16 protein-coding genes are annotated in these 14549 nt (G+C 44.3%); 3 read left to right on the forward strand and 13 right to left on the reverse strand.

Features of this window, described 5'->3' with window-relative positions:
• Positions 1 to 560: 560 nt before the first annotated feature.
• From BFC18_RS21645 to BFC18_RS16295, 13 genes are all read right to left on the reverse strand, one after another.
• Positions 561 to 815 (reverse strand): hypothetical protein, encoded by a 255-nt coding sequence (locus tag BFC18_RS21645; RefSeq protein ID WP_139139033.1) that lies wholly within the window; start codon positions 813 to 815, stop codon positions 561 to 563.
• Between the two features lie 1934 nt (positions 816 to 2749).
• Complete coding sequence (locus BFC18_RS16230) at positions 2750 to 3112, reverse strand: hypothetical protein (RefSeq protein ID WP_070126615.1); 363 nt, start codon at positions 3110 to 3112, stop codon at positions 2750 to 2752.
• Between the two features lie 111 nt (positions 3113 to 3223).
• Positions 3224 to 3724: a DUF2867 domain-containing protein gene (locus tag BFC18_RS16235; RefSeq protein WP_070126616.1), complete on the reverse strand. Its 501-nt coding sequence runs from the start codon at positions 3722 to 3724 to the stop codon at positions 3224 to 3226.
• Between the two features lie 133 nt (positions 3725 to 3857).
• Positions 3858 to 4577, reverse strand: a complete 720-nt coding sequence (locus tag BFC18_RS16240; protein ID WP_070126617.1) for a glycosyltransferase family 2 protein — start codon at positions 4575 to 4577, stop codon at positions 3858 to 3860.
• Positions 4578 to 4719: 142 nt separating this feature from the next.
• Positions 4720 to 5145 (reverse strand): energy transducer TonB, encoded by a 426-nt coding sequence (locus tag BFC18_RS16245; protein WP_070126618.1) that lies wholly within the window; start codon positions 5143 to 5145, stop codon positions 4720 to 4722.
• Positions 5146 to 6407: 1262 nt separating this feature from the next.
• The gene (locus tag BFC18_RS16250; protein ID WP_070126619.1) at positions 6408 to 6647 is read right to left on the reverse strand and encodes a DUF6429 family protein; all 240 of its coding nucleotides are present in this window, start codon (positions 6645 to 6647) and stop codon (positions 6408 to 6410) included.
• 1247 nt (positions 6648 to 7894) lie between these two features.
• Positions 7895 to 8077 (reverse strand): hypothetical protein, encoded by a 183-nt coding sequence (locus BFC18_RS16260; protein ID WP_070126621.1) that lies wholly within the window; start codon positions 8075 to 8077, stop codon positions 7895 to 7897.
• 1218 nt (positions 8078 to 9295) lie between these two features.
• On the reverse strand, positions 9296 to 9577 hold the full coding sequence (locus BFC18_RS16270) for a hypothetical protein (RefSeq protein WP_070126623.1): 282 nt from the start codon (positions 9575 to 9577) through the stop codon (positions 9296 to 9298).
• A 188-nt stretch (positions 9578 to 9765) separates the two neighbouring features.
• Positions 9766 to 10173 (reverse strand): GNAT family N-acetyltransferase, encoded by a 408-nt coding sequence (locus tag BFC18_RS16275; RefSeq protein WP_070126624.1) that lies wholly within the window; start codon positions 10171 to 10173, stop codon positions 9766 to 9768.
• Between the two features lie 183 nt (positions 10174 to 10356).
• On the reverse strand, positions 10357 to 10596 hold the full coding sequence (locus BFC18_RS16280) for a DUF6429 family protein (protein WP_070126619.1): 240 nt from the start codon (positions 10594 to 10596) through the stop codon (positions 10357 to 10359).
• A gap of 132 nt (positions 10597 to 10728) precedes the next feature.
• Positions 10729 to 11109: a hypothetical protein gene (locus BFC18_RS16285; protein WP_070126625.1), complete on the reverse strand. Its 381-nt coding sequence runs from the start codon at positions 11107 to 11109 to the stop codon at positions 10729 to 10731.
• 127 nt (positions 11110 to 11236) lie between these two features.
• The gene (locus BFC18_RS16290; RefSeq protein ID WP_070126626.1) at positions 11237 to 11527 is read right to left on the reverse strand and encodes a hypothetical protein; all 291 of its coding nucleotides are present in this window, start codon (positions 11525 to 11527) and stop codon (positions 11237 to 11239) included.
• A 128-nt stretch (positions 11528 to 11655) separates the two neighbouring features.
• Positions 11656 to 12279: an AbiU2 domain-containing protein gene (locus BFC18_RS16295; protein ID WP_070126627.1), complete on the reverse strand. Its 624-nt coding sequence runs from the start codon at positions 12277 to 12279 to the stop codon at positions 11656 to 11658.
• Here BFC18_RS16295 and tnpA point away from each other — a divergent pair.
• The 3 genes from tnpA to tnpC all read left to right on the forward strand — a co-directional run bounded on the left by tnpA (position 12278) and on the right by tnpC (position 14528).
• Complete coding sequence (tnpA, locus tag BFC18_RS16300; RefSeq protein WP_070125566.1) at positions 12278 to 12595, forward strand: IS66 family insertion sequence element accessory protein TnpA; 318 nt, start codon at positions 12278 to 12280, stop codon at positions 12593 to 12595. The genes BFC18_RS16295 and tnpA overlap by 2 nt on opposite strands.
• Entirely contained in the window at positions 12592 to 12942 is a 351-nt protein-coding gene (tnpB, locus tag BFC18_RS16305) for an IS66 family insertion sequence element accessory protein TnpB (RefSeq protein WP_070125565.1), read from the forward strand. The genes tnpA and tnpB overlap by 4 nt, the downstream gene beginning before the upstream one ends.
• 86 nt (positions 12943 to 13028) lie before the next feature.
• Positions 13029 to 14528: an IS66 family transposase gene (tnpC, locus tag BFC18_RS16310; protein WP_070125564.1), complete on the forward strand. Its 1500-nt coding sequence runs from the start codon at positions 13029 to 13031 to the stop codon at positions 14526 to 14528.
• Positions 14529 to 14549: the final 21 nt, after the last annotated feature.

A 14549-nucleotide genomic window follows, 5' to 3' on the forward strand; every position in this document is an offset into this window, starting at 1 on the left:
TTAATGCGATTGTTAGATACCGCAGAGACCAACGTTCGCAGCTTTGCTGCCACCGCTAGTTTAAAAATGCGGCAAGCTCAAAACATAAACTGACTTTAAAACAACCTAATACGAAAAGCCAGATGTGAAAAGCTGCCGGAGAAAAGGCGATTTCCAAACAACCACCATTGATATGCTGTTACTTTTACAATTGCCGCTGAACAGTACAACGCTTCTAAAGCCTGATACCAAAAGAGCGCTGATGTTCGTGCCAAAACAACACGGCGATGTTCTGAAACCCCTTTTGTTTTGGCTGCCGGCTTTGCGATTTTGAAAACAACGTTCGTTAACTTGCCGTGGATGAATCCGCCGTCGTCTGACTATCAATTAGCCCCAGAAGAAACAACCTTGCGCGGCTAGGCGCACAAAGAAACAAAGAGAGAAATGGAAGAACTAAACAGAATCTAACACCCCGCTTAGGGGCAATAACACGTGGGCTAAAATTTGGAGCGAAGCGACTGAGCCCACGTGTTATTGTCCCAGGGAGCTTGCGACCGACTACAGCGGTTTGTTATGCGTTTTTAGCGATGTCCATATAGCCTATACCCCTGCGGTGTATCTTCAAGTGGCCATTGCCCAAATTTAGTAAGGTATTCTACTACTCCATTTACATCCTGTTCGAAGTGGGTTGCGGGAATATTTTCTTGACCGAGAGGCTTACCTAAACGAGGAAATTCTAACCATTCAATTTCTTTGTAATAGGCCGGTCCAAACCAAAAGCGATTATTAAGAAAGGTTTGCTCCAGAGAACCCTCTGTTGGAAGAGAATAACGCACACCGTCGTTTGCTTCCGGCGAACTTCCAAATAACCTGCAAATCTGGGTAAGCCTGATTTAAAAGTGAAAAGCACTTTCGCCATTTTGCATCCGATAAGTAAGACACGGTAAAAAGGTTTTTTATAAGTTTGTCTATTTTGATTTCATGTTCTACGAAATCAAAGACTTTGTTATTCATTTTACCGATGTCTCCCTGACGCATAACACCCGCATAAAGGGCGATAACGCATGGGCTATAATAGGAACGAAGTGACGCTGCCCATGCGTTAGCGTCCCAGCGAGCCTGCGAGCGTTTTAATGCGATTGTTAGATACCGCAGAGATAAACGACCGCAGCTTTGCTGCCACCGCTAGTTTGTAACTGTGGCAAAACCAAACCAATAAACTGACTTTTAAACAACCTAATACGAAAAGCCAGATGTGAAAAAGCTGCCGGAGAAAAGGCGGTGTTGATAATGCCGCAAACTGTTACCTGTTACTTTTTTAACTGCCGCTGAACAGTGCAACGCTTGTAAAGCCTGAAACCAAAAAAGCGCTGATGTTCGTGCCAAAACAACACGGCGATCTTCAGAAAACCCTTTAATTTTGGCTGCTGGCTTTGCGATTCTGGAGACAACCTGCGTTGAGTTGTCGGTTGTAAATCAGCCCTCGCCTGACACTGAATTAGCCCCAGAAGAAACAACCTTGCGCGGCTAGGCGCACAAAGAACCAAAGAGAGAAATGAAAGAACTAAACAGAATCTAACACCCGCATAAAGGGCGATAACGCATGGGCTAAAATAGGAACGAAGTGACGCTGCCCATGCGTTAGCGTCCCAGCGAGCCTGCGAGCGTTTTAATGCGATTGTTAGATACCGCAGAGAACAACGTTCGCAGCTTTGCTGCCACCGCTAGCTTGTAACTGTGGCAAAACCAAACCAATAAAATGACTTTAAAACAACCTAGTACGAAAAGCCAGATGTGAAAAAGTGGCCGGAGAAAAGGCGGTGTTGATACTGCCGCAAACCATTGCCTGTTACTTTTTAAATGCTGCTGAACAGTACAACGCTTCTAAAGTCTGAAACCAAAAGAGCACTGAAGCTCGCGCCAAAACAACACGGCGATGTTTTGAAAACCCGTTCGTTAAGGCTGCTGGCTTTGCGATGTATGTAACGATTTACGTTAACTTGCTGCAAATACAACCGCCCTCGCCTGACACTGAATTAGCCCTAGAAGAAACAACCTTGCGCGGCTAGGCGCACCAAGAAACAAAGAGAGAAACGAAAGAACTAAACAGAATCTAACACCCGCATAAAGGGCGATAACGCATGGGCTATAATAGGAACGAAGTGACGCTGCCCATGCGTTAGCGTCCCAGCGAGCCTGCGAGCGCTTTAATGCGATTGTTAGATACCGCAGGGATAAACGACCGCAGCTTTGCTGCCACCACTAGTTTGTAACTGTGGCAAAAACAAAACCAATAAACTGACTTTAAAACAACCTAATACGAAAAGCCAGATGTGAAAAAGTGGCCAGAGAAAAGGCGTTGCTGATACACCTGAAAACCGATGGCTGTTACTTCTCCATCTGCCGTTAAACAGTGCAACGCTTGTAAAGCCTGAAACCAAAAGAGCGCTGATGTTCGTGCTAAAACAACATGGCGATGTTCTGCAAAGCGGTGATTTCTGGTTGCTGGCTTTGCGATGCCGGAGGCAACTTCCGTTGACTTGCCGCTTGTACAACTGCCCTTACCTGATTCTCAATCAGCCCCAGAAGAAACAACCTTGCGCGGCTAGGCGCACAAAGAAACAAAGAGAGAAATGAAAGAACTAAACAGAATCTAACACCCGCATAAAGGGCGATAACGCATGGGCTAAAATTAGGAACGAAGTGACGCTGCCCATGCGTTAGCGTCCCAGCGAGCTTGCGAGCGATTTAATGCGATTGTTATGTACGCCTACGCCAAGACACCGTTTAATACCATGCTAGGCATAAAGAAAGTGATAGCTAATACACCTGAGCCAGTAATTACAAAGGCAATCGCACAAAATGAAGCCTGCAATGCAAAAACTGACGGTTTGGCCGATGCACTTTGCTGATACGCAAAATATGCTAAAACGGCAGCACGTTTTATTGAAGCTAATTTGCTAGACGCCCAAGCAATGAAAGGCGTAAAGCTAGCGAAGATAAGCGCAAACGCTACTTCCATACCGCCAAGATTAACGAGAAAAGCGATCTCTGGCAGAATTGCTGCGCTGATGACAAGTGATATGCCGATAACTGCACGCTGAAGATTTGTTAATTCATTCCATGACTTCATAATTATCCTTAAAGTACATAACGCCGTTTTAATCCGGCGAGTGACAGTTTGCTAAAATGTGAAGCGAAGCGGAACCGAGCAAACTGTTACGAGTCCGACTTTAAAACCTTGTTATGCCTTTGGTAGCGCTTTTAGTGTTGATGGCACTATTAACTTATGCATTGGTGTCACAAAAAGCATGTATATTTTTCCAAGCGTATTTTTTACGTGGACTACAGTGCTAGCATAAATCCTAGCCGTATTACCATTTGGCTCAATGTAAAATGACACCTTAACGTTTAAATGCTTATCACGGTCTTCAAGTATCACTTCGTTGTGTGAATTAAAGTGCAGCGTGAAAATACCAACCCTATCACCAACCTTATAATCTATCGCTGACTTATATTGCTCAATATCTGATAACGACCCAAGATTTTTAAGGCCAAACTTTGAAACAATGTTATTTCGTAGTGACATCAAAAAATTGATCCAGTTAGGCGATTTTCTAGCGATTGACAAGAATATATCTAACGCAGACTGGTTTTCATAACGAGTTACGGAGGTGAAGCAATCAGAAAAATAGGCATTTGTGGCATATGAACTTATTTTCGATTCATCAGGAATGCATTCCATAGAGGCTCCCACATAAAGGCATAACGCCAATTATAACCGGACATCAAAAAGCTGCGCAGCAGCTTTTGAAACCCGAGTTTAAGCGCTTGTTATGCAACATTTTTTATGATCAATTTGTATCATGTTTTTATAACTAGCGTTTTACTTCATACCAGTTCTTGTCGAGATACTCTCGATCATTTCCGGTAATAGCCTGTCGAACTCGAAAAGGATTACCGAATATCCGAACAAAATGCCAGTCTCCAAATTCATCGAACTTTCTGCAAGATGTTGTTATATATTTAAGCGAGATCATTTTGTGTCGTCTACCTGTTTTCTTCCCATGTAACTTGAGTCTTGTAAGAAAGTCTACATCCTCCGCAATATGGCGTTTTTCATCAAAGCCACCGATAGCATCAAAATCTGACTTTCTGAACCAGTACATGCCAAAAGAAAGTCCAAGGAAAAAAGCAGGAATCAGCATCATCCCGTACCCAACCGCTATTCCTGGGGAAATTCTTTCAGGTTTAATTCGTATGCCACCACCGAGAGAGCCTGGTGACTTTGCATGTTGGTATATTTCCGTTAAAACCCCTTCAGACATCCAGCTATCTGCATCGATTGTGATTACCCATTCAGTTTTTGCGTTAGCTACGCCCGTATTTTTGATACTCGAAAGGTTCTTTGAATCATTTGAAAAAACGGTAGCTCCGTGAGCCTTTGCGATTTCTTCAGTTTTGTCCGAGCATCTGTTTAGCACGACAATCTTATCCACCTGCATGTCGTGTGGAATCGACTGATCATTTATTGATGACAAACATCGACCGAGATATTTTTCTTCATTATGTGCTGGTATTACTACTGTGATTTTCATTGAAACCTACTTGCTATGGGCAGTCGCTTAGAGTGCATAACACCCCACTAAGGGGCAGTAATACATGGGCTAAAATCCGAGCGAAGCGACAGAGCCCATGTGTTACTGTCCCAGCGAGCCTGCGAGCGACTTGAGTGGTTTGTTATGCGTCACCTGCTATGCATTCCGCAACTTTCATTACTGGGGTGGTACTGAAATCAAGCTGCAAAGTTGTAATTGCTGGCTGGCGTTCATCGTTTGATTTCGTTGGCTGCCATCTGAATTTTTTAAGTGATTTTGTCGCTGAACTGATAAAAGTAGAGTCAGGAATAGCCTTAATAACTTGGATGTTTTGTGCTTTCCCTTCACTGTCGATCACAAATGAAAAATCGACACAACCGCTTATACCTCTCCTAGCTGCATCTGTAGGGTATATTGGGTAATCGTTTTTCGAAACTATCCACATTTTCTCAAGGGCATTTTTGTCACCCACAAAATCAATTGGTTGTATTCCGCTATCCTGAACGACAGAAGTCGAATTACATGCTGATAGTGCTAAAGCACTTGTCAAAAATAGAATCCTTCTCATTTATCCTCCATTATGTCTCGTGACGCATAACACCCGCATAAAGGGCGATAACACATGGGCTAAAATAGGAACGAAGTGACGCTGCCCATGTGTTAGCGTCCCAGCGAGCTTGCGAGCGATTTAATGCGATTGTTAGATACCGCAGAGACCAACGTTCGCAGCTTTGCTGCCACCGCTAGTTTGTAACTGTGGCAAAACCAAACCAATAAACTGACTTTAAAACAACCTAATACGAAAAGCCAGATGTGAAAAAGTGGCCAGAGAAAAGGCGATGTTGATACTGCCGCAAACCATTGCCTGTTACTTTTTAAATGCTGCTGAACAGAACAACGCTTATAAAGCCTGAAACCAAAAAAGCGCCGATGTTCGTGCCAAAACAACACGGCGATCTTCAGAAAACCCTTTAGTTTTGGCTGCTGGCTTTGCGATTCTGGAGACAACCTGCGTTGACTTGTCGGTTGTAAATCAGCCCTCGCCTGACAGTGAATTAGCACCAGAAGAAACAACCTTGCGCGGCTAGGCGCACAAAGAACCAAAGAGAGAAATGAAAGAACTAAACAGAATCTAACACCCGCATAAAGGGCGATAACGCATGGGCTATAATAGGAACGAAGTGACGCTGCCCATGCGTTAACGTCCCAGCGAGCCTGCGAGCGATTTAATGCGATTGTTAGATACCGCAGAGATAAACGACCGCAGCTTTGCTGCCACCGCTAGTTTGTAACTGTGGCAAAACCAAACCAATAAACTGACTTTAAAACAACCTAATACGAAAAGCCAGATGTGAAAAAGCTGCCGGAGAAAAGGCGATTTCAAAATAACTGCCAGTGAATTACTGATACTTTTATCAGCCGCTAAACAGAGAAACGCTTGTAAAGCCTGATACCAAAAGAGCGATTATGTTCGTGCCGAAACAACATGGCGATGTTCTGCAAAGCGGCAATTTCTCGTTGCTGGCTTTGCGATTCCGGAGACAACTTCCGTTGACTTGCCGCTAGCGAAACCGCTGCAGCCAAACTCTCGATGAGCCCCAGAAGAAACAACCCAGCGCGGCTAGGCGCATAAAGAAACAAAGAGAGAAATGAAAGAACAAAACAGAATCTAACACCCGCATAAAGGGCGATAATACATGGGCTAAAATTAGGAACGAAGTGACGCAGCCCATGTGTTAGCGTCCCAGCGAGCCTGCGAGCGATTTAATGCGTTTGTTAGTTGACAAGTTTAGACAACCTAGCAACAGAAGCAGATTAATATAAAAAAGCTCAACTTCCTTGGCTTTTAGTAAATAATTTTTTAAACAGCTCTTCGGACTTTGCTAAACCTTCATCAGTTAAAACAACTGACTTGGATTTGCCAACAGGATCGAGGATGTAGCCTTTTTCATAAAGTCGATCCGTAATACTCCAGTCTATTTGTTTCCACGCCGACCCAAAATTATCGTGCAGAGTGAGATAAAATAAAGCTAGTGCGGCATCATCAATTTTGTCTTCATCAATTTCCACAGCAGTCTCCGTTTTAGACTGGCAACTAACGCCCCACTAAGGGGCAGTAATACGTAGGCTAAAATTTGGAGCGAAGCGACAGAGCCTACGTGTTACTGTCCCAGCGAGCGAAGCGAGTGACTTTAGTGGTTTGTTAGGTGCGTGCAGATACGTCCTAGCCTTCCCTGCGAATCTTTCTGAAATAGACAGTTAAGCCACAATAAACAATTAAGTAGCTTGGCAGATAAACCAGACTTCCGATGACAACTCCCTGCATCGGGTTATAACCATCCAGATAAGGCAATAGAGTGAAATAACCAAAAAAGCAAAACGTTGCCGCGAGTAAGATGCTGTGTTTCAACCTGTTTTTATTTCTTACTATCTTGATGCTAGCAATTGCAGCAATAAATATGGGCACAAAAATAAAAATTGAAAATATCTCGGTTCCCATAAGTACCTAACACCCGCATAAAGGGCGATAACGTATGGGCTATAATAGGAACGAAGTGACGCTGCCCATGCGTTAGCGTCCCAGCGAGCCTGCGAGCGTTTTAATGCGATTGTTAGATACCGCAGAGACCAACGTTCGCAGCTTTGCTGCCACCACTAGTTAGGAAATGCGGCAAGCTCAAAACATAAACTGACTTTAAAACAACCCAATACGAAAAGCCAGATGTGGAAAAGTTGCCGGAGAAATGGCGATACTGATACAACTGAAAACCCATGGCTGTTACTTCTCCAACTGCCGTTAAACAGTACAACGCTTGTAAAGCCTGAAACCAAAAGAGCGCCGATGTTTGTACCAAAACAACATGGCGATGTTCTGCAAAACGGTGATTTCTGGTTGCTGGCTTTGCGATGCCGGAGGCAACTTCCGTTGACTTGCCGCTTGTACAACTGCCCTTACCTGATTCTCAATCAGCCCCAGAAGAAACATCCTTGCGCGGCTAGGCGCTCAAAGAAACAAAGTGAGAAATGAAAGAACTAAACAGAATCTAACACCCACATAAGGGGCAGTAACACGTGGGCTAAAATCCGAGCGAAGCGACAGAGCCCACGTGTTACTGTCCCAGCGAGCCTGCGAGCGACTTAATGTGATTGTTAGATACCGCAGAGACCAACGTTCGCAGCTTTGCTGCCACCGCTAGTTTGAAAATGCTGCAAACTCAAAACATAAACTGACTTTAAAACAACCTAATACGAAAAGCCAGATGTGAAAAAGTGGCCAGAGAAAAGGCGATTTCCAAACAACCACCATTGATATGCTGTTACTTTTGCAAATGCGCTGAACAGTACAACGCTTCTAAAGCCTGATACCAAAAGAGCGATGATGTTCGTGCCGAAACAACACGGCGATGTTCTGCAAAACGGTGATTTCTGGTTGCTGGCTTTGCGGTGCCGGAGACAACTTCCGTTGACTTGCCCCAGATAAAACCGCTGATGCCAGACACTCAATTACTCCCTGAAGAAACAACCTAGCGCGGCTAGGCACACAAAGAACCAAAGAGAGAAATGATAGAACTAAACAGAATCTAACACCCAAATAAGGGGCGCAAGCATGGCGGCTATAATCGGAGCGAAGCGACACAGCCGCCATGTTTGTGTCCCAGCGAGCCTGCGAGCGACTTAATTTGATTGTTATGTTGCGCTCTATCCTTGAGTGTACTTTTGTTCGCACGAAACAACAGCTGCACATAATCCGCTAACAACTAGAAAGCAAATAGTGGCGGACAATGTACCTAAGCTAAAAAATAAATAAGTTGCTCTGATACTGGGGCCGACAACAAAAGCGGCGCCCCATAGGAGAACAGTAAGAAGTGAAGATATATAAGAAAAAATACCAAGAGCTCTCGCTGCGAATAAAAGAGTTGGTAAATTTACAGTTTCTATCGTTTGATAAGGGTAAAGTTTCATTAAAAAATCCTTTTTATTTACCTTGGAACATCATAGCTACATAACACCCGCATAAAGGGCGATAACACATGGGCTAAAATAGGAACGAAGTGACGCTGCCCATGTGTTAGCGTCCCAGCGAGCTTGCGAGCGATTTAATGCGATTGTTAGATACCGCAGAGACCAACGTTCGCAGCTTTGCTGCCACCGCTAGTTTGTAACTGTGGCAAAACCAAACCAATAAACTGACTTTAAAACAACCTAATACGAAAAGCCAGATGTGAAAAAGCTGCCGGAGAAAAGGCGATGATGATACTGCTGCAAACCATTGCCTGTTACTTTTTAAATGCTGCTGAACAGAATAACGCTTATAAAGCCTGAAACCAAAAAAGCGCCGATGTTCGTGCCAAAACAACACGGCGAACTTCAGAAAACCCTTTAGTTTTGGCTGCTGGCTTTGCGATTCTGGAGACAACCTGCGTTGACTTGTCGGTTGTAAATCAGCCCTCGCCTGACACTGAATTAGCACCAGAAGAAACAACCTTGCGCGGCTAGGCGCACAAAGAACCAAAGAGAGAAATGAAAGAACTAAACAGAATCTAACACCCGCATAAAGGGCGATAACGCATGGGCTAAAATTAGGAACGAAGTGACGCTGCCCATGCGTTAGCGTCCCAGCGAGCCTGCGAGCGTTTTAATGCGATTGTTAGATACCGCAGAGATAAACGTTCGCAGCTTTGCTGCCACCGCTAGTTTGAAAATGCGGCAAACCTAAATCAATAAACTGACTTTAAAACAACCCAATACGAAAAGCCAGATGTGAAAAAGCTGCTGGAGAAATGGCGATACTGATACAACTGAAAACCCATTGCTGTTACTTCTCCAACCGCCGTTAAACAGTGCAACGCTTGTAAAGCCTGATACCAAAAGAGCGATGATGTTCGTGCCGAAACAACATGACGATGTTCTGCAAAGCGGTGATTTCTGGTTGCTGGCTTTGCGATGCCGGAGACAACTTCCGTTGACTTGCCGTTGGTAAAACCGCTGTCGCCTGACACGAATTTAGTCCCAGAAGAAACTACCTTGCGCAGCTAGGCGGACAAAGAAACAAAGAGAGAAATGAAAGAACTAAACAGAATCTAACACCCGCATAAAGGGCGATAACACATGGGCTAAAATTAGGAACGAAGTGACGCAGCCCATGTGTTAGCGTCCCAGCGAGCCTGCGAGCGATTTAATGCGATTGTTATAAGCCGCCCCGCTTCCAAGCTAATACTGATTTCGCTACAGGTTTAAAACCCGCACGACAATAAAACTGCGAAGCTGAGTCTGTACTTAAAGTAAACTTGTTAACTGCAGCTAACTCAGGCGCATCAAGTAATGCCGTTAACAATGAACTACCAATTCCCGTATTCCGCAAACCATCTGAGGTAAAGAAGTCCATGATGTATGCATGAGTACAATAGTCTGTTACTACCCTTGCAAATGCAACCTGACGTCCCTTTGAATAGGCTGCAATACAAAAGGAGTTTTGGATAGTGTTAACCACTGTTTCTAGGGAACGGCCTTTCGCCCAATATGACTCTTGAGACAAGAAACGAAGAATTAACTCAACGTCGAGCTTCGTTTTATCAGAAGAGATTTCAATTTCCATAGCTCAGCTCAAGTTAAGGCTTATAACGCCCGCATAAAGGGCGATAACACATGGGCTAAAATTAGGAACGAAGTGACGCTGCCCATGCGTTAGCGTCCCAGCGAGCCTGCGAGCGTTTTAATGCGTTTGTTAGTTGACAAGTTTAGACAACCTAGCAACAGAAGCAGATTAATATAAAAAAGCTCAACTTCCTTGGCTTTTAGTAAATAATTTTTTAAACAGCTCTTCGGACTTTGCTAAACCTTCATCAGTTAAAACAACTGACTTGGATTTGCCAACAGGATCGAGGATGTAGCCTTTTTCATAAAGTCGATCCGTAATACTCCAGTCTATTTGTTTCCACGCCGACCCAAAATTATCGTGCAGAGTGAGATAAAATAAAGCTAGTGCGGCATCATCAATTTTGTCTTCATCAATTTCCACAGCAGTCTCCGTTTTAGACTGGCAACTAACACCCACATAAGGGGCAGTAACACGTGGGCTAAAATCCGAGCGAAGCGACAGAGCCCACGTGTTACTGTCCCAGCGAAGCGCCTTAATGTGTTTGTTATATTTTTAGTTAAAAATAACCGGCACTGTTACCGAAATACCACAGCCTCCGCCGTATGAAAAAACAAAAAAGTGTTTTCGAACCAACTCATTTCCAACGGTATACCAAACTACTTTTCCTTCATCACGCTCGAAAGCTTCTGCTGGCATAAACAGTGATGGTTCCTCAAGACTATCGATGAATAGTGCCGAATTTTTATATTCTCGATCTTCGATTTTGTTGGGTATTAAGATTTCTACTGAATAACTGCCATCAAAATAATCAGTATTAACTGTAAAAAGTGACTGATATTTTTCATTCCAAAGAAACGCTTGTTCCTCAGTAACAATACAAGTTGATGCGTTCGAAGCGCCGCAAAATAATAAACTTAATAAAATCCATCTCAATTTGAACTTACTCCGAAAATATAACTTTTAAATAAGGGGCGCAGACATGTGGGCTAAAATCCGAACGAAGTGAGCAGCCCATATGTTTGCGTCCCAGCCTGCGCAGCGGGCGAACTTAATTTTTTTGTTATGCGTTGCCATTAATACGCCCTTGTTCATACTGAGCTTTGCGTTTTTGAAATGCCAAAAATGGCTGCACTTTAATATTGTGCTGCCTAACACATATTACGCCTACCAACATTGAGAATGGCCATCCGAAAAATAAGCCAAAACCAAACGCCAAAATAGATGGAATAATAAATATTGAAAGAAAAACAGCAATAATCTTGTTTGAGTAAAACAAGCCAAGAGGACCGAACAAAGTGGTAAACATTAGCTGCTTGAGCTGGCTTTTCTCTTTTGCTTTTTCAACGTCCACTGTTTGACTTTCCTCGCAGCGTATAACACCCCACTAAGGGGCAGTAACACATGGGCTAAAATCCGAGCGAAGCGACAGAGCCCATGTGTTACTGTCCCAGCGAGCCTGCGAGCGACTTGAGTGGTTTGTTATGCGACCGTATAAGCCTCCATAGCCTCATATAGCTTGGTTACACTTTGCCCCTCTTCGATTTCATTTAATGTCCATTTTTGCTGAAAAAAATGAGAGCCTATCGCGTTCAAAATGTAACCTGATGATTGAATGAACTTGTTGATATCGTGAGGTGTTATTGCCGCTGCATTGAAACTCTCCTCTGGAGTTCTCTTCATGGTACTGTGTGCTTCTACCTCATTTCTGAGAATAAAAATTGCTTTAGAAGTTAATTTGATTTTATCAAGGTAGTCATTACATTCTTCCACGAGATTTAAACTGGCATCAGGATCTATTTTGGCATTTTCAATAAATGAGGTTAGGTTGTAAGTATCCTTTCTTTTTTCAACTAACTTGTGCAACTCTACAATAAGACTTTTAAAATGGGCTTGTATTGTATAAATAATAAAAGTTGAAAACCCAGCATTAATAACATTTACATGCTTTTCAGTTCTTCTTTTTTGCAATTCTTCCCACAATCGAAAATGAACTTTTGCATTAAAAAGAATATTCTGCAACTTCACTGTAACCGTCCGGTAATCCCCACATTCAAAAACTGATGTCGCTACTGCATCGTGTTCTTTTGCTAAGGAGAACACCATGCGATACCAACGACGAGACGTTAATACCTGGCTGGCGCTTTTCGAACGTCAGGAACAAAGTGGATTATCAGCGGTGGCGTTCTGCCGTCAGCATCAGATAAACATTCAGACGTTTTATGCCAGACGCAGTGACATCCGGCTTCAGCGAACCAGCAATAAGTTTGTTCACGTTAAGCGCGAAGTCACCACGTTCGAATCCCGTATTGAAGATGACCCGCAGACCCTTTCGCTTGAATGCGCTGCTTCGACATTGCGCATACCCGCCAATGTCAGCCCACAGTGGTTAGCCGACCTGATGAAGGCGCTGAACGAATGAAGATGTTCGTCGAGCCTTCTGACATTTATCTTTATCTGGATAATGTCGACTTCCGTAAATCCATCAACGGCCTGATTGTCGTGGTGGAACAGCAGATGGAATTGAATCCGTTCCGGGATGCGTTGTTTGTGTTCTGCAATAAAAAGCGGGATAAACTGAAGGTGTTGTACTGGGATAAAACTGGCTTTGCCCTGTGGTATAAGCGCCTGGAGAAGCATCGCTTCAAATGGCCATCAGACACTGAATTACAGCACATGCACCTGAGTGAGCAGCAGTTGCAGTGGCTATTGTCGGGCTTTGATGTGATAGGCCATTCGCCATTGAACTACACGGCTTCCGGCTTATAACCGGTGATCATAAGTAGCATTTATCGATCACGAAATAGTCTGAATAACATCAGGTAATCAGTACCTTAATCGGCGATAATAGTCTTATGAACGAAGAAGATTATCAACGCCGCATCGCTGAACTGGAGCAGCAGCTCCGGGAATTGAATAACCGGTATCAATACCTGGAAGAGCAGTTCCGTATCGCACAGCAAAAACAGTTTGGCAAAAGTACTGAAGGCCACCCTGGTCAGGGTGAGCTGTTTAATGAGGCGGAAGAACTGACTGCCGATGTTGAAACGCCAGAGCAGGAAACCATCAGCTATACACGCAATAAACCTAAGCGTAAACCACTGCCTGAGGACTTGCCGCGTGAAGTCATCGTTCACGATATCCCTGATGAAGATAAAGTCTGTGGTTGCTGCGCTGGCACACTGCACTGCATCGGTGAAGATAAGTCTGAGAAACTTCAGTTCATTCCTGCTCAGGTGAAAGTGATTGAGCATGTACGTCCGAAATATGCGTGCCGTACCTGCGAAAAAGAGGGTATCAGCAATACGGTTAAACAAGCGCCGGTACCTCACAGCGTTATCCCTAAAGGCTATGCAACACCCAGCTTGTTAAGCCAGATAATCACCAGCAAATATCAGTATGGTCTGCCACTTTACCGGCAGGAAGCCATGTTCAAACAGCATGGCATCGAACTCAGCCGTAAAACCATGGCAGACTGGATAATCCGTTGCGCTGAGTTATTTAAACCGCTTTATGACCAGCTTCATCAACATCTGCTAAAGCAACCGGTTATCCAGGCGGATGAAACCACGCTGAAGGTTGTCGATTCTGACAAAGCGACCAGTTACATGTGGCTGTATGCCACCGGTGCAGATTCACCGCAAGCGACCATTACCGGCTCGTCAACACCCAATATCGTACTGTACGATTATCACAATAGTCGTGCGGGGCGATGTGCCGTGGACTTCCTTGATGGTTATAGCGGCTATCTGCAAGTGGATGGCTATCAGGGCTACGAACAAACGCAGGCCACCTTAGTCGGCTGCTGGGCCCATGCGAGACGCAAGTTCATGGAAGCGAAAAAAGGCGCTGGCAGTAAAGGCAGTGGCAAAGCCGACTGGGCACTGAACCACATACAGAAGCTCTACCGTGTCGAGACGCAGTTAAAAGAAGAAACCGCAGCAACCCGCTATGCACAACGACAAGAAAAAAGCCTGCCGTTGCTTAATCAGTTTGAAGCCTGGCTGATAAAATCAGCCCAACAGGTATTACCGAAAACAAAACTCGGCGAGGCAATACAGTATTGCCTTAATCAATGGCATAAACTGGTTCGTTACACACTCGATGGCCAGCTCACCATCGACAATAACCGCGCAGAGCGAGCCATTAAACCGTTCGTCATCGGCAGAAAAAACTGGCTGTTCAGCCAGACCGCAACCGGTGCCAATGCCAGCGCCATCCTCTACAGCATCATTGAAACAGCGAAGGCTAACGACCTCAATGCGTTCGATTATGTCATGGCCTGCCTGGAGCAGCTCAGCAAACCCGAAACCGGTATCGAGCAACATCTACCATGGCAGTTTGCAAAACGATAGGTGGGATTAGCGGACGCTTAC

This window comes from Alteromonas confluentis, from assembly GCF_001757105.1.
In the GTDB taxonomy this organism is placed as follows: domain Bacteria; phylum Pseudomonadota; class Gammaproteobacteria; order Enterobacterales; family Alteromonadaceae; genus Alteromonas; species Alteromonas confluentis.

What these genes read in the sequence shown, in the direction of transcription:
- BFC18_RS16240 (WP_070126617.1), bottom strand. Translation starts at nt 4,577, where the DNA reads ATGAAAATCACAGTAGTAATACCAGCACATAATGAAGAAAAATATCTC.
- BFC18_RS16230 (WP_070126615.1), bottom strand. Translation starts at nt 3,112, where the DNA reads ATGAAGTCATGGAATGAATTAACAAATCTTCAGCGTGCAGTTATCGGC.
- BFC18_RS16245 (WP_070126618.1), bottom strand. Translation starts at nt 5,145, where the DNA reads ATGAGAAGGATTCTATTTTTGACAAGTGCTTTAGCACTATCAGCATGT.
- tnpC (WP_070125564.1), top strand. Translation starts at nt 13,029, where the DNA reads ATGAACGAAGAAGATTATCAACGCCGCATCGCTGAACTGGAGCAGCAG.
- tnpB (WP_070125565.1), top strand. Translation starts at nt 12,592, where the DNA reads ATGAAGATGTTCGTCGAGCCTTCTGACATTTATCTTTATCTGGATAAT.
- tnpA (WP_070125566.1), top strand. Translation starts at nt 12,278, where the DNA reads ATGCGATACCAACGACGAGACGTTAATACCTGGCTGGCGCTTTTCGAA.
- BFC18_RS16235 (WP_070126616.1), bottom strand. Translation starts at nt 3,724, where the DNA reads ATGGAATGCATTCCTGATGAATCGAAAATAAGTTCATATGCCACAAAT.
- BFC18_RS16275 (WP_070126624.1), bottom strand. Translation starts at nt 10,173, where the DNA reads ATGGAAATTGAAATCTCTTCTGATAAAACGAAGCTCGACGTTGAGTTA.
- BFC18_RS16295 (WP_070126627.1), bottom strand. Translation starts at nt 12,279, where the DNA reads ATGGTGTTCTCCTTAGCAAAAGAACACGATGCAGTAGCGACATCAGTT.